Source organism: Kribbella alba, from assembly GCF_039529635.1.
Taxonomy (GTDB): domain Bacteria; phylum Actinomycetota; class Actinomycetes; order Propionibacteriales; family Kribbellaceae; genus Kribbella; species Kribbella alba.
The window spans coordinates 128,316-145,164 of sequence record NZ_BAAANE010000005.1; the positions used below are offsets into that span (position 1 = coordinate 128,316).

Annotated in this window: 18 protein-coding genes; 11 read left to right on the forward strand and 7 right to left on the reverse strand. The window is 67.9% G+C overall.

Features of this window, described 5'->3' with window-relative positions; translation table 11 throughout:
• Positions 1-26 precede the first annotated feature (26 nt).
• Both ABD210_RS15860 and ABD210_RS15865 read left to right on the forward strand, forming a co-directional pair.
• Entirely contained in the window at positions 27-2,186 is a 2,160-nt protein-coding gene (locus ABD210_RS15860; protein ID WP_344112218.1) for an RNA degradosome polyphosphate kinase, read from the forward strand.
• Between the two features lie 10 nt (positions 2,187-2,196).
• Complete coding sequence (locus tag ABD210_RS15865) at positions 2,197-3,078, forward strand: NUDIX hydrolase (RefSeq protein WP_344112219.1); 882 nt, start codon at positions 2,197-2,199, stop codon at positions 3,076-3,078.
• Here the strand turns inward: ABD210_RS15865 and ABD210_RS15870 are convergent.
• The 3 genes from ABD210_RS15870 to ABD210_RS15880 form a co-directional block, all read right to left on the reverse strand.
• A complete protein-coding gene (locus tag ABD210_RS15870; protein WP_344112220.1) occupies positions 3,065-3,970 on the reverse strand; it encodes a hypothetical protein in 906 nt (301 codons plus the stop codon). The two genes, ABD210_RS15865 and ABD210_RS15870, sit on opposite strands and share 14 nt — an antisense overlap.
• Before the next feature lie 87 nt (positions 3,971-4,057).
• On the reverse strand, positions 4,058-4,456 hold the full coding sequence (locus ABD210_RS15875; protein WP_344112221.1) for a hypothetical protein: 399 nt from the start codon (positions 4,454-4,456) through the stop codon (positions 4,058-4,060).
• Between the two features lie 64 nt (positions 4,457-4,520).
• A complete protein-coding gene (locus tag ABD210_RS15880; protein WP_344112224.1) occupies positions 4,521-5,252 on the reverse strand; it encodes a LuxR C-terminal-related transcriptional regulator in 732 nt (243 codons plus the stop codon).
• Between the two features lie 270 nt (positions 5,253-5,522).
• Here ABD210_RS15880 and ABD210_RS15885 point away from each other — a divergent pair, with 270 nt between their 5' ends.
• The 8 genes from ABD210_RS15885 (at position 5,523) to ABD210_RS15920 (ending at position 13,362) form a co-directional block, all read left to right on the forward strand.
• Entirely contained in the window at positions 5,523-5,996 is a 474-nt protein-coding gene (locus ABD210_RS15885) for a bifunctional nuclease family protein (protein WP_425552680.1), read from the forward strand.
• 109 nt (positions 5,997-6,105) lie between these two features.
• Complete coding sequence (locus ABD210_RS15890; protein ID WP_344112226.1) at positions 6,106-7,410, forward strand: hypothetical protein; 1,305 nt, start codon at positions 6,106-6,108, stop codon at positions 7,408-7,410.
• Positions 7,411-7,686: 276 nt separating this feature from the next.
• Entirely contained in the window at positions 7,687-8,826 is a 1,140-nt protein-coding gene (pstS, locus tag ABD210_RS15895; RefSeq protein WP_344112228.1) for a phosphate ABC transporter substrate-binding protein PstS, read from the forward strand.
• 115 nt (positions 8,827-8,941) lie between these two features.
• Positions 8,942-10,012 (forward strand): phosphate ABC transporter permease subunit PstC, encoded by a 1,071-nt coding sequence (pstC, locus tag ABD210_RS15900; protein WP_344112229.1) that lies wholly within the window; start codon positions 8,942-8,944, stop codon positions 10,010-10,012.
• The gene (gene pstA, locus ABD210_RS15905; protein WP_344112231.1) at positions 10,009-10,932 is read left to right on the forward strand and encodes a phosphate ABC transporter permease PstA; all 924 of its coding nucleotides are present in this window, start codon (positions 10,009-10,011) and stop codon (positions 10,930-10,932) included. The genes pstC and pstA overlap by 4 nt, the downstream gene beginning before the upstream one ends.
• A 20-nt stretch (positions 10,933-10,952) precedes the next feature.
• On the forward strand, positions 10,953-11,729 hold the full coding sequence (gene pstB, locus ABD210_RS15910) for a phosphate ABC transporter ATP-binding protein PstB (protein WP_344112232.1): 777 nt from the start codon (positions 10,953-10,955) through the stop codon (positions 11,727-11,729).
• 505 nt (positions 11,730-12,234) lie between these two features.
• On the forward strand, positions 12,235-12,840 hold the full coding sequence (locus ABD210_RS15915) for an RDD family protein (RefSeq protein ID WP_344112234.1): 606 nt from the start codon (positions 12,235-12,237) through the stop codon (positions 12,838-12,840).
• Between the two features lie 177 nt (positions 12,841-13,017).
• On the forward strand, positions 13,018-13,362 hold the full coding sequence (locus ABD210_RS15920) for a hypothetical protein (protein WP_344112236.1): 345 nt from the start codon (positions 13,018-13,020) through the stop codon (positions 13,360-13,362).
• 76 nt (positions 13,363-13,438) lie between these two features.
• Here ABD210_RS15920 and ABD210_RS15925 read toward each other — a convergent pair whose 3' ends face one another.
• Positions 13,439-13,882, reverse strand: coding sequence for a DUF2752 domain-containing protein (locus ABD210_RS15925; RefSeq protein ID WP_344112237.1), 444 nt, complete (start codon positions 13,880-13,882; stop codon positions 13,439-13,441).
• 41 nt (positions 13,883-13,923) lie between these two features.
• Between ABD210_RS15925 and ABD210_RS15930 the strand changes: the two genes are divergently transcribed.
• Complete coding sequence (locus ABD210_RS15930; protein WP_344112239.1) at positions 13,924-14,736, forward strand: RDD family protein; 813 nt, start codon at positions 13,924-13,926, stop codon at positions 14,734-14,736.
• A 1-nt stretch (position 14,737) separates the two neighbouring features.
• Here ABD210_RS15930 and ABD210_RS15935 read toward each other — a convergent pair whose 3' ends face one another.
• From ABD210_RS15935 to ABD210_RS15945, 3 genes are all read right to left on the reverse strand, one after another.
• Positions 14,738-15,292, reverse strand: coding sequence for a hypothetical protein (locus ABD210_RS15935; RefSeq protein WP_344112240.1), 555 nt, complete (start codon positions 15,290-15,292; stop codon positions 14,738-14,740).
• Positions 15,289-15,906, reverse strand: coding sequence for a transposase (locus ABD210_RS15940; RefSeq protein WP_344112241.1), 618 nt, complete (start codon positions 15,904-15,906; stop codon positions 15,289-15,291). The genes ABD210_RS15935 and ABD210_RS15940 overlap by 4 nt, the downstream gene beginning before the upstream one ends.
• A 396-nt stretch (positions 15,907-16,302) precedes the next feature.
• Positions 16,303-16,722 (reverse strand): hypothetical protein, encoded by a 420-nt coding sequence (locus tag ABD210_RS15945; protein WP_344112243.1) that lies wholly within the window; start codon positions 16,720-16,722, stop codon positions 16,303-16,305.
• Between the last annotated feature and the right edge of the window lie 127 nt (positions 16,723-16,849).

Here is a 16,849-nt window from a genome sequence, read left to right on the forward strand (position 1 = left end):
CTACCTCCCGTTCACCTGGGGATGGGATGCTGGACAACGTGGCTGGAGACTTGTTGGCGTCGCACAACCGGGAGTACGACGTCGAGCCCCCGTACGACATCGCGGAGGCCGGCGATCTCCCGCCTGACCGGTTCTCGGACCGGGAGTTGAGCTGGCTCGCGTTCAACCAGCGGGTGCTCGAGCTCGCTGAGAGCGACCGGGTGCCGCTGCTCGAGCGGGCCAAGTTCCTCGCCATCTTCGCCAGCAACCTGGACGAGTTCTTCATGGTCCGGATCGCCGGGTTGAAGCGGCGGATCGCGGCCGGTGTCGCGGTCCGCGCGGCCAGCGGGCTGATGCCGCGCGAGGTGCTCGACCGGAGTCTCAGCCGCAGCCGCGAGCTGATGGACCGGCAGGCCGAGAACTGGCGCAAGGTGGTGTTGCCCGCGCTGGTCCAGGAGGGCATCGACATCCTCCGCTGGGACGAGCTGAACACCGGCGAGCGCGACGCGATGACCCAGTTCTTCAAGGACCGGGTGTTCCCCGTGCTGACACCGCTGGCGGTCGACCCTTCCCACCCGTTCCCGTACATCTCCGGCCTGTCGCTCAACCTCGCCGTGGTGGTCCGCAACCCCGACACCGGCGGAGAGCACTTCGCCCGGGTGAAGGTGCCGCCGCTGCTGCAGCGGTTCGTCCAGGTGGCCGAAGGCCGGTTCGTCCCGCTCGAGGACGTCATCGCCGAGCACCTGGGACAGCTCTTCCCCGGCATGGAGGTCACCCAGCACCACACCTTCCGGGTCACCCGCAACGAGGACCTGGAGGTCGAGGAGGACGATGCGGAGAACCTGCTCGCCGCGCTCGAGAAGGAGCTGCTGCGGCGCAAGTTCGGTCCACCGGTCCGCCTCGAGGTGGAGGAGTCGATCGACCCGCAGGTCCGGGCGCTGCTGGTGTCGGAGCTCGGCGTCAGCGAGGCCGAGGTGTTCGAGCTGCCGGGCCCACTCGACCTGCGCGGGCTGTTCGCGATCGCCGCGCTGGATCGGGCCGAGCTGAAGTACCCGGCCTTCGTGCCGTCGACCCACCCACACCTGGCCGAGGTGGAGACCTCCAACCCGGCGGACATGTTCCACGCGCTCAAGCAGCGCGACGTTCTGGTGCACCACCCGTACGACTCGTTCTCTACCTCGGTCCAGCGGTTCATCGAGCAGGCCGCGGCCGATCCGCACGTGCTGGCCATCAAGCAGACGCTCTACCGCACATCGGGTGACTCCCCGATCGTGGACGCGCTGATCGACGCCGCCGAGTCAGGCAAGCAGGTGCTGGTGCTGGTCGAGATCCAGGCCCGCTTCGACGAGCAGGCGAACATCAAGTGGGCCCGCCAGCTCGAGCACGCCGGCTGCCATGTCGTGTACGGCGTGATCGGGCTGAAGACACACTGCAAGTTGTCCATGGTGGTCCGCGAGGAGCCGGACGGATTGCGGCGCTACGTCCACATCGGCACCGGGAACTACCACCCCAAGACAGCAAGGGTCTACGAGGATCTCGGCCTGCTGACCAGCGACAAGGTCGTCACCGAGGACGTCGCGCACCTGTTCAATCACCTGTCCGGGTTCGCCCGCACCAGCGGCTACCGTCGCATCCTGGTGGCGCCCCAGTCCGTACGCCGGGGCCTGCTCGACCGGATCGAGCGAGAAGTGCAGCACCACCTGGCAGGGCGCCCTGCCAGGGTCAGGATCAAGGTGAACAGCCTGGTCGACGAGGCCCTCTCGGACGCGCTGTACCGCGCTTCGCAGGCCGGCGTACCGGTGGATCTGTGGATCCGCGGCATCTGCACCATCCGGCCCGGCATCCCCGGGCTGTCCGAGAACATCCGCGTGCGCAGCATCCTGGGCCGCTTCCTCGAGCACAGCCGGGTCTTCTGGTTCGAGAACGGCGGTGAGCCGGAGGTGTGGATCGGGTCCGCCGATCTGATGCACCGAAACCTGGATCGCCGCGTCGAGGTGCTGGTCCAACTGAAGGAGCAGGACCACGTCACCGAACTGGGCGACCTGTTCGACCTGGGATTCGACGAGGGCACCGGCTCCTGGTGGCTGCAGCCCGACGACACCTGGCAGGCTCGGCTGACCGGGCCGGACGGCCAGCCGCTGCGCGATCTGCAAGAACGGCTGATCGCCACGCGTGGCCGCCGTCGGCAAGCAGAACCTATTACCTAGGCTTGAAACCATGAGCAACCCGGCGACGGTCATCGCCGCGGGTGGTGTCGTGTGGCGGGACCGGCGCGGCGCCCGCCAGGTCCTGCTGGTGCACCGCCCCCGGTACGACGACTGGTCCCTGCCCAAGGGCAAGCTGAACCCGCACGAGCATGTGCTGCTGGCCGCCCGGCGCGAGATCGAGGAGGAGACCGGTCGGCGCGTGATCCTGGGTCCACCACTCGGCGTGCAGCGCTACCAGGTCCGCAAGAACGGCGGCACGGTGCCGAAACTCGTGCACTACTGGGCCGCCTCGCCCACGGGACGCGACACCGGGTTCGAGCCGAACGACGAGGTCGACCTGCTCGAGTGGCTCGACGTCGAGAAGGCCCGGAACCGGCTCAGCTACCCCCGCGACGTGGACATCCTTGACTCCCTGGAGGGAAAGGTCCCGGTCGTCTCCAGCCTGGTTCTCATCCGGCATGCGGAGGCGATGAAACGTAAGGACTGGGACGGCGAGGACACAGCTCGGCCGCTGACCGCAGAGGGAGAGGCCACGGCCCAGCGACTGGTAGGCGTCCTGGCCGCGCTGGGCGTCGATCGCGTGCTGAGCAGCGATGCGGAGCGGTGCGTGGCCACGGTCGCGCCGTACGCCGCTGCGATCGGGAAGAAGGTCCACCTCTACCCCGAGATCTCGGAGCGAGGGTACGAGGCGGACCCGGAGGCTCTGCGTGGCATGGCGGAGCGAGCCTGGAAGCGCGGCAAGGTCACGGCGGTCTGCTCGCATCGGCCGGTCCTGCCCGCGCTGGCCCGCGAGTTGGGCCTCAAGGTCGGACGCTTTGCCCCAGGGGCCTTCGTGGTCGCGCACCGGCTGCCGAACGGCCGGATGGTCCACGAACGCTTCAACGCCCCCTGAGCACTTCCCCGGCTCGCGAGGCGAGCGCCTCGATCCTTGGATTGAGCCCGTGGAACTCGGACACGTGCCGCTCCACGATCTGTTGCTGGATGGCGATCTCCGCCTGGTCCAACGCGGCGAACAACCCGACCGAGTCGCCGCAGCGGACGAAGGCGATCGCGAAGGCGGCCTCGGCCATGCTCGGCTTGTACTCACGGGCCGGTACTGCGGGAACGACCGCCGCGCTCGCGGGGAGTCCGGCAGGCCGCACCACCGGGACGGGACGCGCCGGCGCATAGGAGCCGGGCTTGATCCCGAACTGACTCAGGTCACCACGCACGCTGAACTCCTCGCCCGGCTTCAGCGGATATCCCCGACCGGCCAGGCACCCGGTCAGACCCTTGCTATGGGCAACCATGATCGCCTGGACCTTCTTCACCCGATCCTGGACGAGCGCGTTGCCAAGCTCGGCGTACCGGTCCCGCAGGGCGCCGACCTCGTGCGGATCACCGAGCGGCTCGCGGGCGGACTTCTCGCACCGCGCGGCCGCGTCGAGAAAGGCCGGCTCCTTCCTGTCGATCACCGCCCGCTGCGCGCGCTTCGGCGTACCGAAGCCGTGTTTGCGGGCCTCCGCCTCCGTGCGCGGGCTGATGACGGGCTCGAAGAGAGCAGGCACGACCGGGTCGGGCTCTGCGCCGAGCGCCCGCTCCTGCGGATAGCCGGCCTCGGCCAGACAGTCGTTGAACAAGGACAGATCGGCCTTCTCGACCAGCATGACGTCGGCCCGGCGATAGAGGTCGAAGGGACGTGCGCCGGCCGGCAGCGGCGGCAGTTCGGCAGCCCGCGGTACGGGCTGAGCACCGCAACCGACAACGGCGGCCAGCACAGCTATCACCAGCGCAACCTTGCGCATGCCCTTGCTCCCTTCTCAACCAGGCTTGACGAACAGGGACGCGGGTACCAGCCGGCGCCCGCGTCCCCGACGGCGTCCCAAGACGTCTCAGCAGGCGGCGCGCTTGTGGCTGTTGTTCTCGTCGTTCAGGTCATTCGCGAAGTTCGACCACGTGGTCGACCTCGACGGGAACTGCCAGCTGTCGTTCACCCAGTCACCGGATTCGGTCACGCACACCGCGCTCACGGTGTCGCGGTTCTTGATCGAGCTGGCGTTGTGCCAGAAGGGCGTCCCGGACGAGAAGTTGCCCTCGTTGCCGTGAGCCGACGAGCCGTAGTAGAAGTGCCGCTGGCCGCCACCGCCGCCGGCGTGCTCGGCGAAGCAGATCTCACCGGAGTTGCAGGCCAGCAGGCCGTCGCCGTTGTCGGCGCTGGCCATCGTGCCACCCGCGACGGCCAGCGCCGCGGTCACCGCAAATCCCCCGACGATCCTCGTGATAGCGCGCATATCCCTCTCCCTGTGATCGAAGTCCGGCACCGCCTTCGCGGCCCTGGGGAAGAGTCAATCCGAGCTACTGCACGAGGTCCCGTGTCGTTCGGACACCTGCGCCCTGTCCGCACGGACAGGTGGTCGGCAGCAGACCTGACCGAACGGCCAGCTTGACGATGTGGGCCCGGTTCCGCGCTTGCAGCTTCGCCAGCAGGTTGGACACGTGGTACTTCACCACCCGTTCGCTGCGTTGCAGCCGCGACGCGATCTCCCGGTCCGTGTGGCCGTCGGCAACCAATTTCAGGACCAGGTGCTCGCTCGGCGTCACGGCGCCCTGGCCTTGGCTGCTGCCCGCCTCGGCCTGCCGGTACGACGGTTCGCCCCGGCGCAGGATGTCGGCGCCCAAGGTCGGGCTGATCCAGCCACCCGGGGCCCGGCCGGACCGGATCGCCAGCAGGCTGTCCCCGATGTCCTCGGCCGTCGACACGATCCCGTCCACCCCGGCCGCGACGTACTCCCGCAGCTCGGCCACGGATGGCACCTCAGCCGTGACGAGCGCGACCACCTTGAGCGCCGGATCGCGTCGCCGGACGAGCTCCAGGATGTCCTGCCTGAGCTTGGTGTCCACGAGCAGCACGTCCGGCCGGTCCGCCGCAGCCACGCCCGCGACCGCTTCCGTAGTACCGGCGACTTCGATCCCGGTCTGATCACCCACCAGGGTCCGTACGCCGGCCCGGACCACCGGGTTCGGCACCACGATCACCACCCGGGTCCACACGTCCCCGGACAGCACCAACCCCAGACCTTGCGGCATTGCGGCCCCCAGCCTCTTCGCCGTCGCGCCCGCAGCGCCTCACCACTTGCGGACTACCTCTGGAAAAGTAGGTGACCGACTACCCATCGTCAATCGTTTCGAGACAGATAGTAACGTCCTGCCTACGGACAGGGATCAGGTTGCCTTCGATCGTGTCCGGTTTCGGGACAGTCGTCGGAGTTACGCCAGTTCCTGCGGGTATGTTCCTACCGAGGCTGCAGCAGGGGCGTCCCACCGGGCGCCGGCTCACGGAGAGGTTCAGGGCGCACCATGACGACGATGCGAGAACTCACTCTGATCGGTATCCGGATGGAGTCGCCCGACCGGGCGCCCGTGATGATGCTGCGCGAGACGGAGGGCTACCGCTACCTGCCGATCTCGATCGGCTCGGTCGAGGCCACCGCGATCGCCTACGAGGAGCAAGGTCTGCGCCCGTCGAGACCGTTGACCCACGACCTGATGCGCGACCTGATCGAGGCCTTCGGCGTCCACATCGAGGCCGTCGAGATCGTCGAACTGCGCGACGCCGTCTTCTACGCCGAACTGGTGCTCGGCAACGGCGTCCGCGTCTCCGCCCGTCCGAGCGACTCGGTCGCCCTCGCGGTCCGGCTCGGGACGCCGATCCGCTGCACCGAGCAGGTCCTGCGCGAAGCAGGCGTGGCCACCCCGGAGGAAGAGCAGGCCGAGCTGGAACGCTTCCGCCGCTTCCTCGACGGCGTCGCGCCCGAGGACTTCTCCAGCTGATCCCCGCAGCAGGTGCGATCGGCTGCCGGGTTGACCCCGCGATGCGCTAGGTTCGACCGACACTGGCGTCGGGGTGATCGCCAGACTCGTCCTTCCTGGGGGTTCCATCATGCGCAGGCCCGCGCTCGCCGTACTGTCCTTGTCCCTCCTGGCCGGCGCGCTCACCGCGCCGCAGGCTCTGGCCGCGGATCCGCTGGTCACCCTGAGCTGGGCCGACAGTACCCACAAGGCCGTACGGGTCAGCTGGCCTACTGACGACAAGGCGAACATCGTCTACGTCATCCGGGAAGGGGTCGGCATCTACGACGTCGAGACCGCCGCGCCCGGACCCGACACGGTCGACATCCCGACCACCACCTTCCCGGCGAATCACCGGATCCGGATCGACGTGCGTGCCAAGACGTCTCCGACCACGACGACCACGGTCGGTTCGTCCGCGGTGTTCGACACCGACGTGCGCTTCGACGGCTTCATCCGCAAGCTCCAGCCGAACACGAACAGCACGCTCGCCCTGGAGTGGATCTACACAGGTCAGCCCGACGACGCCGCCGACCCGCTCGACCTGGCGATCAGCCATGCCGGCGGCCCGATCGCCAGTACGCCGACCGGCTGCGGCTGGGAGCAGTTGGCAACCGTGCCGGGTTCACCAGCCGCCACAACGCTGGCGAGCCGCCCCCGGCCGTACAAGCTGGGCATCCGGTCCAACGAGGAGTGGGGCTCGCTCGACAGTTCGATGCAGTGGGAAATCGACGACCAGGCGGTCACCACGACCCTGCCGGCCTTCGGCGCCTTCAACCATCCGGTCACGCTCCAGGGCAAGCTCGAACTGATCCGGCCCGGCGCGTGTGTCGACGGGAAGCCGCGACCGACCGTCCGCACCCCGTACGGCGGCACCTACCTCACTCTGCAGGCCCGCTCGAGTTCCATCGCACCGTGGGTGCAGGTGGCGAGCGGCATCTACACCAATCCCTCGACCGGGCGGTTCGTGGTGGACGTCAGGCCGCTCGGCACCCGGCAGTACCGCATCTTCGCGCCTGGCACCGGCGAGATCCAGGTCGCCAGCGGCCTCACTGGCGCGACCTTCCACGGCTTGTCCGCCGCGACCACCCTGACGACGCGCTATCAGGTGAACACGGCGAAGTTCTACGACCCGACCGTCGCGCCGGGCCAGCCTGCGACGATCGCGCTGGCGGTCGGCCCGGCGAACAACGTGCGAACCACGTTGCAGCGCTGGGACGGCAAGGCCTGGGTCTCGATCAAGTGGGTCTACCTGACCAAGGGCGTCGCCCGCTACACCTTCCCGGCCCCGGGCCGCGGCAACACCGCCTACCGTTTCGTCGTACCGCCGACCACCTACAACGGCCTTCCGGTCGCCGGCATCACCACGGGCAGCATCGTCCTCGTGGTTCGGTGATCGGCTGCTGAACCCGGCGAGACCGGGGCCTGAACATCGAACCCGCCGGGCCACGGGAGCGATATCGGGCTGTGACCAACAGGCGTTTGGAATGACACTGAGTCACGGCAGGTGACTCAGTTCACCTGATAGCCGCCTGGCGGAATGCCAGATGTCGCGATCGCTACCGGAACCGTTCACCACCCGTTCACCCGCGACGGACCGCCCGGTCACCTGCTCTCCCTACCTTTTGTGGAAGTTCAAGAAGTCTGATCCCCGCAGAAGGGCAACACTCTCGTGTCCGTCAACCGCCTGCTCCGCGTCGGCACTGTCGCCGTCGCTTCCCTCGGCGTCCTCGCACTGAGCGCCTGTGGCAGTGACCCGACGCCGTCCGGCTCCTCGAGCCCCTCCGGCTCCACCTCGACCTCCACCGGCGCAGCCGACTGCCCCAAGGGCACCCTGAACGCCGAGGGCTCCACGGCGCAGAAGAACGCGATCGAGGAAGTCATCGCGAAGTACAACGCGAAGTGCGCCGACGTCACGGTGAACTACAACCCGACCGGCTCCGGCGCGGGGATCAAGCAGTTCAACGCGAACCAGGTCGACTTCGCCGGTTCGGACTCGGCGCTGAAGACCGTGTCGACCGACGGCAGCGAGACCGAGGCGGCCGCGGCCCAGAAGCGGTGCGGCGGCAGCCCGGCGCTGAACCTGCCGATGGTGATCGGCCCGATCGCGATCTCCTACAACCTCGACGGCGTCAGCAAGCTGATCCTCGACGGCCCGACCGCCGCGAAGATCTTCCAGGGCACGGTGAAGACCTGGAACGCGCCGGAGATCGCCGCGCTGAACCCCGGTGTGACCCTCCCGTCGTCCCCGATCGCGGTCTTCTTCCGCTCGGACGACTCCGGCACCACCGAGAACTTCGCCAAGTACCTGGCCGCCGCGGGCGGTGGCGCCTGGAAGGGCAAGCCGGCCAAGAAGTGGACCGGCACGGGCGCCGGCAAGGAGAAGTCGGCCGGTGTCGCCGAGGGCGTGAAGAGCACCAAGAACTCGATCACCTACGTCGAGTGGTCCTACGCGATCGACAACAAGCTCGGCATCGCGCAGATCGACAACGGCTCCGGCAGCCCCATCGAACTGACCGCCGACTCCGCCTCGAAGGCACTGGCCGCGGCCAAGCCGGCCGGCACCGGCAGCGACCTGTCGCTGAAGCTGGACTACGCGACCAAGGCCGCCGGCACCTACCCGATCATCCTGGCCACCTACGAGATCGCCTGCAGCAAGGGCCTCCCGGCTGAGAAGACCGCGCTGGTGAAGAGCTTCCTGAGCTACTTCGCGAGCGCCGACGGCCAGGGCGCGCTGACGGCACTGAACTACGCGCCGCTCCCGGAGGAGCTGCGGACCAAGGTCGACGCCGCCATCCAGGCGATCAGCTGACCTGCGACATCCGCGGTACGAAGTGATGCGAGCCCCGGCCGGTCCCCACAGCGGACGCGGCCGGGGCTCCACCTCGTGAAGCCGGCACCTCGACCAGTCACTTGGAGCACCACCCATGAGTAGTACAGACGGCACGGCACCGCCGGACCGGCCGACCGACCGCGTTCCCGGGCCGAAGCTGGATCTCGGACCGGTCGGACACCTGGGCGACCGGCTGTTCGCCGGGCTCGCCCGCGGCTCCGGCGGTCTGGTGGTCCTGATCGTCGCGTTCGTCGGCATCTTCCTGCTGGCGCTGGCGATCCCGGCGCTGGCCAAGGACCAGAGCAGCTTCCTCTTCTCCCGGATCTGGCAGCCGGGCGGCGACACCCCGAAGTTCGGGATCGCGGCCCTCTTCTACACCACCCTGATCAGCTCGATCATCGCGATGGTGATCGCGGTCCCGATCGCGGTCGGTGTCGCCCTCTTCAGCACCTACTACGCACCCAAGCGGCTGGCCCGCCCGGTCTCGTACGCGATCGACCTGCTGGCGGCAGTCCCCTCGATCGTCTACGGCCTGTGGGGCATCCTCTTCTTCGCGCCGATCCTGCGGCCGGTGATCAACGGCCTGGCTTCAGCGCTCGGCTGGATCCCCCTGTTCGCGAAGCCGGGCACCGCGGACCTCGGCGTCGTCTTCACCGCCTCGGTGGTGCTGGCGATCATGATCCTGCCGGTGGTCACCGCGATCAGCCGGGAGATCTTCGCGCAGACCCCGATCGCGCACCGCGAGGGCGCACTCGCGCTAGGCGCCACCCGCTGGGAGATGATCCGGATGGCGGTGCTCCCCTACGGCCGGTCCGGCGTGGTCAGCGCTTCGATGCTCGGCCTCGGCCGCGCGCTCGGTGAGACCGTCGCCGTGCTGATCATCCTGTCGGTGCCGAACGGCAACGACCCGTGGGTCTCGTCCATCTTCGCCGGCGGCGAGACCTTCGCCTCGAAGATCGCCAACAACGCCGCGGAGTTCGACTCGCCGGAGAAGACCGGCGCCTACATCGCTGCCGGCCTGGTGCTGTTCGTGGTGACCTTCCTGGTCAACTCGGCCGCGCGGCTCATCGTGGCCCGCAGTACCCCTGGCGGCAAACGCACGCGCAAGGTGCGGCGCGTCGGTGACAAGGATCAGGCCGCGCAGATCGAAGGAGCTACCCCGTGACGACCACCCTCGCGGCGAACCGCCCGGCCTACGACGGCCGCGCGCTCGACCTGACCGGTAAGTCCGGGATCCGGGCGTTCAAGAACACCCTCGCCACCGTGCTGATCGTGCTCTGCTTCCTGGTCGCGCTGATCCCGCTGCTGTGGATCCTGTGGACCGTGGTCAGCAAGGGCTACCACCTGCTGCTGGACGCGAACTGGTGGGGCCAGTCGCAGCGCGGTGTGACCGTACGCCGGGTCGGCGGCGGTGCGTACCACGCGATCATGGGCACGCTGATCATGTCCCTGATCACGGCGGTGATCGCGGTTCCGATCGCCGTCCTCGGCGCTGTCTACCTGGTCGAGTACGGCAAGGGCAAGCGCGCCGCGAAGGTGGTCAGCTTCATGATCGACATCCTGACCGGTGTCCCGTCGATCGTGGCCGCGCTGTTCATCTACGCCGTCTGGATCACGGTGCTCGGCTTCAACCGCGTCGGCTTCGCGGTCTCGCTAGCCCTGGTGCTGTTGATGCTTCCCGTCGTGCTGCGCTCCACCGAGGAGATGCTGAAGCTGGTGCCCGACGAGCTCCGCGAAGCGTCGTACGCGCTGGGGGTGCCGAAGTGGAAGACCATCCTCAAGGTCGTCATACCGACCGCGTTCGGTGGCATCATCACCGGCGTGATGCTCGGTCTGGCCCGGGTGATGGGCGAAACGGCCCCGCTGTTGATCCTGGTCGGCTACTCCAAGAACATCAATCTGAACCCGTTCAGCGGCTTCATGGGAGCGCTGCCGACGATGATCAACCAGGACCGGACCGAACTGGCGCTGCAGCCGGCCGCGGACCGGGTGTGGGCGGCAGCGCTCACCTTGATCCTGCTGGTCCTACTGCTCAACATCCTGGCCCGCGTGATCGCGCGGTTCAGCGCCGTCAAGTCCAAATAGTCGAGAGGTTCTGAGTCGATATGGCGAAGCGCATCGAGGTCAGCGGCCTCAACGTCTACTACAGCGATTTCAAGGCCGTCGAGGACGTGTCGATGACGATCGAGCCCCGCTCGGTCACGGCGTTCATCGGACCCTCCGGCTGCGGCAAGTCCACCTACCTGCGCACCCTGAACCGGATGCACGAGGTGATCCCCGGCGCCCGGGTGGAGGGCAAGGTCGTGCTCGACGACCAGGACCTCTACGGGCCCGGCATCGACCCGGTCGCGGTCCGCCGGGTCGTCGGCATGGTGTTCCAGCGGCCGAACCCGTTCCCGACCATGTCGATCTTCGACAACGTCGCGTCCGGGCTGAAGCTGAACGGCGTGAAGGACCGCAAGAAGCTCACCGAGGTGGTCGAGCGGTCCCTCAAGGGCGCGAACCTGTGGACCGAGGTGAAGGACCGTCTCGACAAGCCGGGCGCCGGACTGTCCGGTGGCCAGCAGCAGCGGCTGTGCATCGCGCGGGCGATCGCGGTCGAGCCCGAGGTGATCCTGATGGACGAGCCCTGCTCGGCCCTGGACCCGATCTCCACGCTGGCGATCGAGGACCTGATCGAGAAGCTGAAGGACCGCTACACCGTCGTCATCGTGACGCACAACATGCAACAGGCGGCCCGGGTCTCCGACCAGACCGCCTTCTTCAACCTCGCCGCGACCGGCAAGCCCGGCCGCCTGATCGAGATGGGCCCGACCAAGCAGATCTTCTCCAACCCGGGCGAGAAGGCCACCGAGGACTACATCACCGGCCGCTTCGGCTGATGCCTCCGGCATCCAATGCCGGGTGACAGTTGTCGATCCTGCGATCGGCCCACTTGCCACTTGCTGCAGTGCATGCACAGATCGGCGGCTCGCCTTCCAGAAGGCCGCCGCAGAACCCCTCTGACCGCTAGCCTTTGCCCAGGAAACCCGGGACTCCGGGCGGGCCGGCGGCAGTTCGACGCAAATTCCGGGCTCCGGCGGTCCACCAGAGCCCGGGTCGAACTGTGACGAAAGGACCAACGTGAGCGACCAAAACGTGCCCCCGGGCAGTGGACCGGAGGACCGCCCGAACGAGGGGCCGGGCAACGCCGGCGGACCCCCGTCGTACGGGCAAGGTCCGCAGGGTCCGGGACAAGGCCCATCTGGTCCCGGCTCGATGCCGCCCGGGCAGCCAGGGTATGGCGCTCCGGGACAGTACGGCGAGCAGCCCGGCCAGTATGGACAGCAGCCAGGCGGACCCGGTCAGTACGGCCAGCCTCAGTACGGCCAGCCTCAGCAGTCCAACATGCCGCCCTACCCGGGTCAGCCCGGCCAGTACGGCGGTCCTGGTTACGGCCCTGCCGGGGGACCACAAGGACCGGACTACGGTCAAGTCGCGCAGGCCCAGAGCGGGCTCGTGCAGATTCCCGGTGTCGGGACCGTCAAGATCGCGACGCTCGGCTCCCGGGCGCTCGCCCGGATCATCGACTCGGTCATCCTCACCGTTGTCGTCTACATCCTCTGGGCAGTCATCCTCGGTGGCACCTCAGCGGCGGTCACCAATGCGGACGGAACCGTCAGCGACGGCGCGGCGGGCGGCATCATCGGCGCCTTCTTCGCCGCTTTCCTGATCACAGTAGCGCTCACGATCGCCTATGAGGTGGTCCTCACCGCGGTCAAGGGTCAGACGCTCGGCAAGATGATGATGGGCATCAAGGTCGTGCGCTCCGGCGACGGCCAGGTGCCAGGCTTCGGCCCGTCGTTCATGCGGTGGCTGTTGCCGATCATCGGTGCGCTCATCTGCTTTGTCGGCCAGATCCTGGTCTACTTGTCGCCGCTGTTCGACAGCTCCGGCCGGATGCAGGGCTGGCACGACAAGGCAGCGAACACTCTGGTCATCAGCCTGCGATAGTCGACCGGTGGGACGAGATGAGTGACGGGAGGCGCTGTGCTGCAGCCACACGAGCGGGACTGGTGGGACGCATGGAATCTGTGGAATGCGTTGAACCAGGGCCTGCAGCCACAGCCCCTTCCCCCACCGGTGCAGCTGGATCCTGGTGAGCTCTGCTACGCGATAGAGCCTTGCGAGGTGCGACGATTCGATGGTGTGCGGCTGGCCTTCGGAAGCTCCGAAGGCCACGCCGCAGCGGCTCAGTGGCGCAGCATCGATAACGGCACCGCGGTTCTGACCCAGTACCGCGTGCTGATGCTCGGTCGTGTGGGGCCACAGACGTTCGGCATGCCGACCGTGACCCGGATGTGGACTGAGCACGACGGCATAGTGCTCGCCTATGGCGAGGAGCAGTACAAGCTCTGCACGCCGCGGCCGACCTGGTTCGACGTCCTGATCAACCAGGTGGCCTTCAACCGCCGGATGGACCTGGTGGTACCGACCTTCGTCACGGCCGCCTGGCGCCGGGCCGGTCTGGTCTGAGGCAACCCAGGCTCTGCTGCTGGCGGACCACGATCATTCCGGTTCATTTTGCCCAGAGCAGGTCCAGCGCCCAGCGTCAATTGAGGTTCCGCAGAACCCCGTACAGCAGCAGACCGGCGACCACCAGCTTTGCCGACCAGTTCACGGCGCGCGGACTTATCCGGAGCCGGGGAAGTTTGACCAGCCTGATCCACTCCAGCGCCCAGGCAACCAGTTGATAGCCGACACCGAGGCCGATCAGAGGCCCGAGCACCAGCACTACACAGTTGAAGTTCCAGGCAGCGACGAAATCACCGCGCAGCAGTGACGCTGCCATCCGGGTCGACCCGCACAGCGGACAGTTCAGCCCGGTCGTCGCGTGCAGTACGCAGGGGATGCCGATCCGGCCACCCGAAAGCTGGTAGACCGCAGCGACACCGAGTCCACCCACCCCGGCGGCAGCCAGACCAAGCGCCCGGCGGTCCACAGGCTCGACCGGCCCGCTCGGGCGGAGAAGGATAGCGTGGGCCGAAGGGGTCATTGCACCAAGGTAGACCCAGCTGCAGTGGAAATGGACACAGCATGAGTACTCCGACACCACCCCCGGGCGACGACCCGCAGGATGAGCCGTCCGGACCGCAGGGTAAGCCGCCGAACGGGGAGAACCCACCTGGCCAGCGAGGCTTCCCGAACCAGCCGGTCCCGGGCCAACCGCAGTACGGCCAGCCGCCGTACCGGCAACCCCCGTACGGCGAACCGCCATACGGGCAACCCCCGTACGGCGAACCGCCGTACGGGCAACCGCCGTATGGGCAACCGCAGCCCGGCCAGCCCAGCCAGGCACAGTACGGGCAGGTCCCGTATGGCCAGCCTCCGCACGGGCAACCGGGTTTCGGGCAGCCGTACCCGTATCCGTACGGGTACGGGTACGGCTATGACGGTCCCGGTGGCGCCGAGTTGGCCGGCTGGGGATCGCGCGTCGGCGCCGCCCTGATCGATGGTTTGATCATCTGGGTGCCGGCGGGGATCGGCTACGCGGTGTTCATCGCCAACCTCATCTCGAGATCGGAGAACGCCTATCCCGATGATCGTCCGACAGCGGGCGCGACCATCGTCTTCCTGATCGGCATCCTCGCCAGCCTCGGTCTTTGGATCTGGAACCGGGTGATCCGCCAGGGCAACACCGGCCAGAGTGTCGGCAAGAGCGCGCTGCACATCAAGTTGGTTGCCGCTGACACCTTCCAGCCGATCGGCGCCGCGAGGTCCCTGCTGCGGGAGGTCCTGCGCGTCATCTTCGACAGCGCCTGCTTCCTCAACTCGCTCTGGCCGTTGTGGGACGAGCAGAAGCAGACGTGGCACGACAAGGTCATGTCGACCTACGTCATCAAGGTCTGAGCTAGCGCGACAGCAGGACGCCGGCGCAGGTCACGGACCACAGGACGCTGGTGAAAGTACCGATGATGAAGCGTTCGGCGACCGCCTGAGGCGTCACCGACGCAGGCTGGTCCGGGCTCCGCAACTCGGGGTACCGGGCCAGCCCTTTGATCGCAAGCACGATCGCCAGCCCTTCCGGCCAGCCCGCCACGATCGACGCGAAGATCGCGCCACGCTCCAGCGCTCCGATCAAGGCGCCCCCGCGCAAGACCTCCCCGGCCTGCTGGGTCGATTGGGACCGGGTGTTGCCGCGGTCGACCAGCGCGAGCACCGATGTCGTCAGCGGGCCGCCGCCGGCTACCGCGAATGCGCCTGCCAACAGCAGCAGGACGTTCCACCAGCCCTCGCGCCAGCCGACGACCCCGTCGCCGGCAAGGAGGATGACGCCTACTGCGACCAGGCAGGCCAGCGTCACTCCACTGAGCACAATCTCCAGGGTGGACCCGGACTCGAGCGTCCACGCCAGTACGGCGAGGATCAGCCCGGCCGCGATCAGCGACAGGACGAGTGCCGTCATGCAGCGTCGCCCGACTCGAGCAGTTCGGCCGCGTCGAGCAGCTCGGCCGCGAGCACCCGGCCGCGTTGTTCTTCGGTGAACCCGGCCGCTTGGGCCCGCTGGGTCACCGCGGACTGACTGATTCCCAGTTTCACGCCGATCTCCCTGCGGGTGAGTCCCTCGGCGAGCAGGTCGGCCACGGCCCAACCACGCTCGCTCCTGCGTCGCAGTACCGAAGCCATCAGCCAGAGCACGGTCTCCACCTGTTCGGCGGCGTGCGCGTTGCTCCCGATCACGGTCACGTGGTGGGGGCTGGACTTGGCGCGGTTGACGGCCTCCCGCGCGTTCACGAACGCGGGGCCGCTGCCCGCCCTGGTACTACGCGGCAGCGGTTCGTCCACTTCACCGAATCCGAGCCCGATGTACCAGCGGTCAGCCCGGAGCAGCTCGACGATCACGTCGATGGTGGCGCGTGCTTCGGACAGCACGCCCTGCACTTCATCACCCGCGGTCCGCTCGAACCTGCGCAGCAACCCGGTCCGCCGCGGCCGTCGGTTGAGCGAGGTCAGCAGGTCGGGAACCACATCCGGCGTGGACCGACTGGCTCGCTGATCTACCGTTAGAACGAAGACCATCGCCCTGCACCTCCTTCCCGACGCATGATTAAGGCTACAGCCTTATTCACGTAGGGTGAAGGGCAGAACCTGAATCGGTTCCCTCGATCACGCAAAGTGATCGGGTTGTCGACTGCCGATCTCGCCCTCTCCGCTGGTTTCGGGCCCGCTCGCGGATCGACTCACCGTCCACCCTCACTCCGAGTCAGGGAGCTTTCGCTCGGGTCTCAAGCGGTACGACGCGGGCGGGGCTCGCCGGTCAACCGGCCGCCGGCTCTGGCTCGCCGGTCAACCGGCCGCCGGCTCCGGCTCCGGCTCGCCGGTCAACGCCGGCTCTGGCTCGCCGGTCAACGCCGGCTCTGGCTCGCCGGTCAACCGGCCGCCGGCTCTGGCTCGGCGGTGAGTCAGCCGCCGCTGTCAACCGCCGCTTCGCAGGGGCGGCTGCGGGTTCGTGCATAGGAAGGGCGGGCGCCCAGCACCCGAGTGGTACTCGTACCGCTTGCCGTCTGCCTCTAGCACGATCCGGCTGCCGTTGGTGAGGACCTGGGCGTATTGCATGCCCGGCTGCGGACAACCAAGGCTTGCGTCCCGCCAAGTCACCTCCTCGGAGCTGACCACAGTGACCTGCTCGGCACCAATCCTCAGGCGCCCGGTCAGATCCGACTTCGCCTGCTCGACAGATCCCTGCGCCGGCGTACTCGACCCACCGCTAGATGGTGTCGCGGAAGGGCTCACAGTGTTCTCCTGCCCGGTGGACGGGGGCGAATCGGACTCGTTGCCGCAACCGCCGAGCAGCAACAGAGCCGCGCCGAGAGCCCCCACAACGACAAACCTCATGACGAATCACCTGCCGACCCCATCGTAGGCAACAACACCTTCCCGACCAGCCAGGTCCCAGCTCCATCGACGCGCTCGGCGTGGAGTCTTGTTGCCGACAATCGATTCCCGTTCGTCGACGACTGAA

Coding starts and splice junctions, on each gene's coding strand:
- ABD210_RS15860 (WP_344112218.1), top strand. CDS start 27: ATGCTGGACAACGTGGCTGGAGACTTGTTGGCGTCGCACAACCGGGAG.
- ABD210_RS15865 (WP_344112219.1), top strand. CDS start 2,197: ATGAGCAACCCGGCGACGGTCATCGCCGCGGGTGGTGTCGTGTGGCGG.
- ABD210_RS15870 (WP_344112220.1), bottom strand. CDS start 3,970: ATGCGCAAGGTTGCGCTGGTGATAGCTGTGCTGGCCGCCGTTGTCGGT.
- ABD210_RS15875 (WP_344112221.1), bottom strand. CDS start 4,456: ATGCGCGCTATCACGAGGATCGTCGGGGGATTTGCGGTGACCGCGGCG.
- ABD210_RS15880 (WP_344112224.1), bottom strand. CDS start 5,252: ATGCCGCAAGGTCTGGGGTTGGTGCTGTCCGGGGACGTGTGGACCCGG.
- ABD210_RS15885 (WP_425552680.1), top strand. CDS start 5,523: ATGACGACGATGCGAGAACTCACTCTGATCGGTATCCGGATGGAGTCG.
- ABD210_RS15890 (WP_344112226.1), top strand. CDS start 6,106: ATGCGCAGGCCCGCGCTCGCCGTACTGTCCTTGTCCCTCCTGGCCGGC.
- pstC (WP_344112229.1), top strand. CDS start 8,942: ATGAGTAGTACAGACGGCACGGCACCGCCGGACCGGCCGACCGACCGC.
- pstB (WP_344112232.1), top strand. CDS start 10,953: ATGGCGAAGCGCATCGAGGTCAGCGGCCTCAACGTCTACTACAGCGAT.
- ABD210_RS15915 (WP_344112234.1), top strand. CDS start 12,235: ATGCCGCCCTACCCGGGTCAGCCCGGCCAGTACGGCGGTCCTGGTTAC.
- ABD210_RS15925 (WP_344112237.1), bottom strand. CDS start 13,882: ATGACCCCTTCGGCCCACGCTATCCTTCTCCGCCCGAGCGGGCCGGTC.
- ABD210_RS15930 (WP_344112239.1), top strand. CDS start 13,924: ATGAGTACTCCGACACCACCCCCGGGCGACGACCCGCAGGATGAGCCG.
- ABD210_RS15935 (WP_344112240.1), bottom strand. CDS start 15,292: ATGACGGCACTCGTCCTGTCGCTGATCGCGGCCGGGCTGATCCTCGCC.
- ABD210_RS15940 (WP_344112241.1), bottom strand. CDS start 15,906: ATGGTCTTCGTTCTAACGGTAGATCAGCGAGCCAGTCGGTCCACGCCG.
- ABD210_RS15945 (WP_344112243.1), bottom strand. CDS start 16,722: ATGAGGTTTGTCGTTGTGGGGGCTCTCGGCGCGGCTCTGTTGCTGCTC.